The sequence below is a fragment of the Bradyrhizobium sp. 23 genome (genome assembly GCF_023073295.1).
Taxonomy (GTDB): Bacteria; Pseudomonadota; Alphaproteobacteria; order Rhizobiales; family Xanthobacteraceae; genus Bradyrhizobium; species Bradyrhizobium canariense_D.
Map to the genome: position 1 here is coordinate 1,661 of NZ_JADPJF010000011.1, position 6,148 is coordinate 7,808.

Below are 6,148 nucleotides of genomic sequence, written 5' to 3' on the forward strand. Positions count from 1 at the left end.
ATCAACCCGGCCGCCTACATCGCCGAAACACTCGAGGCCATCATCGACGGCCATCCCCATAGCAGAATCGAAGACCTCATGCCGTGGCGATTCCGCAAAGCGTCAAGCCAGCTCCAATAAGGGTCCCGGCTAAGCGCTTACTATCAATCGTCTGCGGAAGGCGCAGCTCAGGTCCGCTCGAGTGTGCGCGCATAGCGCCCCCCCAGTTGGGAGGCTGCTCGTCGGTGGCCACGAGTGATCAAGCGAATCAATCAAGCTTACTTAAATGTGTGGATAGGAGGTGCCTTGGCGACGCAATCGATCGCCCATGGCTGGAATGCTCTGGCGAGGCGGTGCGAATTGGCTTTGTCTATCCAGCCGAGCTCTGCCGCTGTCACCATCGTAATGGGGCTGCTTCCCGGGAGTTGTCGGTGCCGCGGCGGCTGAGAAGATTGGAAACGAGATCAATCGGCAGCCCGTTAACCTGGTCAAAGAGCCAAGCTCCCGTCAGGTAACCCAACAATGACTTCGCCGTTCTAGATAACCTTGAACTATGGACGACCTCGAAAGGCGTCGTCAGGTGCAGGCCACGCCGGGTTGATCATCGCGGATTCGATATTTGTGGGAAGATTTGCCGAGCGTCACGTTGGAAGGCCTAATCGGTACTCAGCCCTGGTCCCATTGAGAGCATCGCGGCTCGAGTCCAGATTGGCGCGTTTGCTACAATCGCATTGGTATTGAAGACTTGCTACGCCGACTACTCCAGGTTGGCCGGGGGAAAGACCGCGGTTTTGCAGGCAATCAAATGGCTGTTGGAACGAGCGGCGCAGTTGGCCATGCTCTCTGATGGATGGCCGGGGCCTTGTAGCGGGCGCCGATCGGCGTCCTCCCATTCATCTTGAGGCGCGAGCGATTGTTAGGCCGGCATTCTCCAGCACATCCAAAATCGTTTCAGCAACCGCCCGCGGATCTCGCTCGTCCTCTTTGCTAACGTTACAGGCCAAGGTAGCTGCGATGATCGCGTGCGCTGTTTTGCGCTGGAGGCAATCGTATTCGGCATACTCACCGCAAGTATTGCAGTTGATCACTGGTCGGCCGCTCCAGGGATCGTGCATTGCGATCTCGCACCAGTTATCTGTGTGACATTTCGGACAGAGCATAGATCGAGATTTCCTTGTGGTCTGACCTCGCGCGCTCGCCATGGCCATCAGTTGAACGGCCACTTGCTAGCCAAAGCTGTAGAAGTCATTGCTACTCCGAAGGCCGTGTTGCCCGTCTTTGGATACGAAAAACGTGATGGAGGCGGCGGCGGAGGCAATCCAGGCACCCGAAGGCGGCTTCGGCATGAGCGACCAGTCGACGCATCTCCGGCGAGAATGCTGGCAACCGTGTATGCCTGGAGCTACCTGTTTTGGCGTGAGCAAGCTATTGCAGGTTCGCCGCGGCCGCATCACGGCTACGTAAGATGAGTATGGCCTCCAACTTCCATTCCACTCTGAGCTGCGAGGCCCCGATCTCCGGACGGCGACCTTCTGCGTGAGCAATCTGTCAAATCGGGCAACCGCCACGCGAGGATGCTGCTGCGATCTTAGAATCCGGTTCCCCTGCAGCCTGGCTTAGTCGCCACACGTGCAATGATTCGCCGAGGCGACTTCACTGCGGCGCCCGGGACAAGGCGGGCGTTCTGCAATCTGGGCGCCAAATGATACACTCGAAATTGTGTCGCCCGGAAGCTGTTGTACGGCCAAGCACGCTTGCCAACTGTAAGAGACCCTACAATCTGACGCTACGTACGATTCAAGCCCTAATGTCGAGAGTCGCGCATTCGCGCCCTTTGCCGCGCTTGCTGCGAGCGGCTTGTCGCATCGCAGACATCAACAGAGTGGTCGGCAGATAACCGCAAATGAGGTGCTTTTGCGAAAGCCAACCTACGGGATCTTACGTAGGGCATGTGTCGCATTTTCGTGATCTAAAAATTGCATCGTCTTCCGCATGAAGGAAAAAAAGCTGTTCTCAGACGCCAAACATTGGAGAAGCCGTGCTGAAGCGACCCGAAGAAAAGCGGAGTCGCTCGAGGACGACACATCCAGATGCAGGCTCCTCAAGGTCGCTGAAGAATATGATAAGCTGGCTCGCCTCGCGGAGGGGCGGCAAAGAAATGAGCTTGACGGGCAGTTCTGATCGCCACCGGGCGGACGGTTGCACCGATCGTCAACGCCGTGTGACCCCGGCGCGGGTGTCTCTCCGTTGGAGCTCACAGCCCGTTAGCTGAACTGCGAAACTGCGTCATGCGGTAAGACCAATGAGCTAGGCTGCTGAACGAGTGCGGTCCGCGCGTCCGAGCCTCTGACCATGAATCCATTCTGAGTCGCGGGGCCGGCCACATAGATGACGCATTGACGGTGTCTCAGGCGGCAAGCCGGCTAACCGCTAGACATGAGAAGGATGAGATGAAAGCCCACCGTCAGGTCGTCGAATCAAAAGCCTCTCGCTCGATGAACTGGCGAGGCATTGGCGTCGCGCTTTGCATCATGTTGCTGAAGCCAGGACGTTTGTTTGGGTGACAAAGTAGCCGGTTCGCCGGATCATGCCACGCGAATTGGCTTCCGCCGCCATTTTGGCGTGAGGCGTTTCAGTCGAATTCTGGCATCTTGCACCAAGCACTGCTGAACTCAACGCCATACATTGCGGACATGTTCAGGCGAAGAGGCGAGCAGAAGCTCCTGCTGGCACGGCTTGCCAAGACGGGCCATCATAGATCTCTGCGCAGATTGTCTGCATGAGGCCGGGTTCGCAACGAAGGCGCGAATGACAAGAAAATTGAAGAGACGATCAGATGTCGAAAGACAAACCCAAGAGAACTCCCCGGTGAACGGTGCGGATAGAACCGATGATCTTCATCCAAGTAGGTTCGGTGCAGATGATCAGCGGTAGCTGGGGCTGCCCATGCCCGGGTGCCCGTTCGATGTGCGACTCGGACAAGACGAGTGGTGCCGGATGCAACTCTATCGGCCAAATGGAGGACGCATGAGGAGGCACAGTGTAGAAAGACTGGAGGCGGGGCGCGTTCGCGAGGGCCAATTCGCCACTGCACCAGGGTCTGGCCCTTCTGGTCTCTTCTTCGTGCAGGGGCCTTGTGGCTGCCAACTCAAGATCATCGGCTTAATCCGTCCGGGATGGGAGCATGTCTCAGTGTCGACGCCACGGCGATCTCCAAACTGGGAGGAGATGTGCCTCGCTAAAGATATGTTTTGGGATGAAGAGGAATGCGTGATGCAGCTGCATCCTCCTCATTCGCAGTATGTGAACAATAGTCGCTATTGCCTGCATCTCTGGAGGCCGACGCGTCAGGTCATTCCGATGCCTCCGGCAGCCTTCGTGGGCATCGTCGGGCTCGGGCCGTCTGAAGCGGCAATTCTGTTTGCGCAGATGAGTGCGACACCTTAGCGGATCTCGCCCCGCCGACGCCAAGTCGGGCGGCGGCGACATAATCGAGAGCCCCGCGGAGTTGCTCACCACAGCCAGGGACGACGAGCACAGCGGCGAGCGAGCCTAGGTGGCCAAGGCCCGCCAAGGGGCCGTCAGCCACTACTCTGCGCCCCAGAGCCCAACCCGCTGCACTTCTGAAAGGGGCGGAAGGTAACGCTCGCAGAGTCGGCTTGTTGAGGCCGCCGTTTGTTGTGCGGAATGTGACGCGCATAACAACACCATTGAGGATTCAGCCAGGTGAGCAGATCCGTCGCTCCGTTATACACGGCGCGCGGCCAAATACATTTGCATCGGAAGAGGCTCCTAGGGGGCGCAACTACCGGACGCACCGCCTAGTTACCTGAGTGAGGCGCGCCCGCGGGGAAATCCTGCATGAGGGGGCGGCGATTAGCCTGATATCAGCGCCATGCCCGCGCAACTCGGCGATATTTCTCGTTCAATACAGGGCAAGAGTGTTGCTTTGCGGAGCTACGCACGACGTTGTCGTCTGTACGATCGAGCGAAAATCTTGAGGGTGCTGTGGAAGTCGAAGGCAATAGCGGCCGCAACGGCGCGCCGGTCCGCCGCGACTGCGAACGTGCCGAGGCGGAGGGGGTTTACGTGCAGCCAATTCCCGAGCTCCTAGTTCAGGCCCAGACCGTTCATCGCGGTAATTTTGACCCACGTCGAAACCGCAAGCCTGCTCAAATCAAGACCGGCGGCTGTCCTGAAGACTGCGCCTATTGCGCACAGAGCGTGCATTACGACACTGGCCTGAAGGCGACTCGCTTGACGGATCGCGCTGATGTGGTCGCCGCCTCGCAGCGCGCCAAGGCGGCCGGGCCGAGTCGCTTCTGCATGGCCGCGGCGTGGCGCAGTCCAAAGGACCGCGACCTCGATAAGGTCTGCGACATGATTGCCGCCGTTAAACGTGTTGGCATGGAGACGTGCGTAACGCTCGGCATGCTCACGCCAAAGCAAGCCGCACGCCTCGCCGACGCCGGCCTCGACTTCTACAATCATAACGTGGACACTTCACCCGAGGATCAACCTGTGGAACGAGGTGAATGGCGTGCCGGTGAAGGTCACGGCGGAGCGTCCCGATCCGATTGCACTGGTGCGCCTGGTGGCGACCGCGCGGATCATGATGCCCACGAGCGTCGTACGGTTGGCCGCCGGGCGCCAGTACATGAGTGATGAACTCCAAGCCCTATGCTTCTTGGCGGGTGCGAACTCCATCTTTGTCGGCGATGTGTTGCTGACTACCAAAAACCCGCAATTTGACGGTGATGCAAGTTTGTTAGCTCGGCTCGGCATTACGTCTGGACTCGCTTAAGCCATCAGAAGAACGGCGTGCTGCGCGCAAGCCACTAGCGTAGGTAAGAAATGCAGATTGTCTTGATGAAGGGAAAGATTCATTGCGCCTCGGTAACTGAATCCGACCTGCACTTTGAAGGCTCGATCTCGATTGATCGCGCACTTTTGGACGCGGCCGGTATCCTGATTAACGAACGCGTCGAACTCTACAACCTCGAGACGGGGGCACGCTTTGCAACGTTTGCGACAGAAGCGCCGCGAGGGTCCGGCACGGTAGACGTGAACGGTGCGGCGGCGCGACTGGCGATGCCCGGCGATAGGATAAGCATCGTTGCATACGCCTCAGTTGACGAGGCGGAGGCAAGAAGCTTCAGGCCGCGCATTGTGCTGGTTGATCGACAAAATCGCATCGTGCCGATCTGAATCCAACAAGCTAATCGCGTAGAGCCCTGTCGTTGGTGGCCAGTTAGGAGTTTTGCGGCGTCGATCCTTGGCTCAGCGAGTGAAGAATGAATACCATCATTGCGGGTAAAGTCACCAGCTATGCGGCAGGCTTGGATGCTTAAACGCGAGAACCGCCTGCAGAGTCTCAGGCCGCGCACCGGGATTGACTTTTCATCCAACGATTATATGGCCCTGGCGAGCGCGCCGCGGATGAAAAAAGCGATCGTCACCGCGCTTGAAGCCGGTACTCCGATCGGAGCCGGCGGATCACGGCTTCTGCGCGGCAACTGCGAGGAGCACGAATGCCTCGAAGCAGCAGCGGCGCGGTTCTTCGGCGCGCAGACCGCGCTCTTCTTCGGCGGTGGCTATGTTGCAAAGGTTGCGGTGCTGACAACGTTGCCGCAACGGGATGACCTGCTCGTCCTTGATTCCCTGGTTCACGCCAGCATTCACGAAGGAGCACGAGCTGGCCGAGCCGCGTTTCGAATCACCGCCCATAACCGCCCGCAGTTTATCGAAAGCGCAATTTGCGACTGGCGTGCCGCGGGCGGAGCGAGGCAGGTCTGGATCGTAGTCGAGAGCCTCTACGGCATGGATGGCGATTTCGCACCGCTTGAAGACCTGCTCGCGATCGCGGACCGGCACGATGCGTTCTTGGTTGTGGACGAAGCTCATGCCACCGGCGTTTACGGCGAGCAGGGGCGAGGGCTCACAGGGCCGTTTGAAGGACGCGAAAATCTCCTGGTTATTCATACCTGCGGCAAGGCGCTGGGAGCTGCCGGCGCGCTTGTCACCGCCTCTGGCGTGCTGCGCGATTTCATGATCAATCGCTGTCGCCCGTTTATCTTCGCGACCGCCCCTTCGCCGTTAATGGCGGTGGCCGTACGGGAGGCTCTGTTGATCCTGCAGGAGGAGCCGGAGCGCCAACAGCGGCTGGCGA

At 59.0% G+C, this 6,148-nt stretch carries 2 protein-coding genes and 2 pseudogenes; 3 read left to right on the plus strand and 1 reads right to left on the minus strand.

What is annotated here, in order from left to right:
• Positions 1-872: 872 nt before the first annotated feature.
• Entirely contained in the window at positions 873-1,094 is a 222-nt protein-coding gene (locus tag IVB32_RS01975) for a hypothetical protein (protein ID WP_157642944.1), read from the minus strand.
• Between the two features lie 2,974 nt (positions 1,095-4,068).
• Between IVB32_RS01975 and IVB32_RS01980 the strand changes: the two are divergent.
• From IVB32_RS01980 to IVB32_RS01990, 3 genes and pseudogenes are all read left to right on the plus strand, one after another.
• Positions 4,069-4,783: pseudogene (locus tag IVB32_RS01980) on the plus strand (radical SAM protein).
• A gap of 50 nt (positions 4,784-4,833) precedes the next feature.
• Positions 4,834-5,187, plus strand: coding sequence for an aspartate 1-decarboxylase (gene panD, locus IVB32_RS01985; RefSeq protein ID WP_247409648.1), 354 nt, complete (start codon positions 4,834-4,836; stop codon positions 5,185-5,187).
• Between the two features lie 86 nt (positions 5,188-5,273).
• Positions 5,274-6,148, plus strand: a pseudogene (locus IVB32_RS01990) (8-amino-7-oxononanoate synthase); the annotation flags it as partial.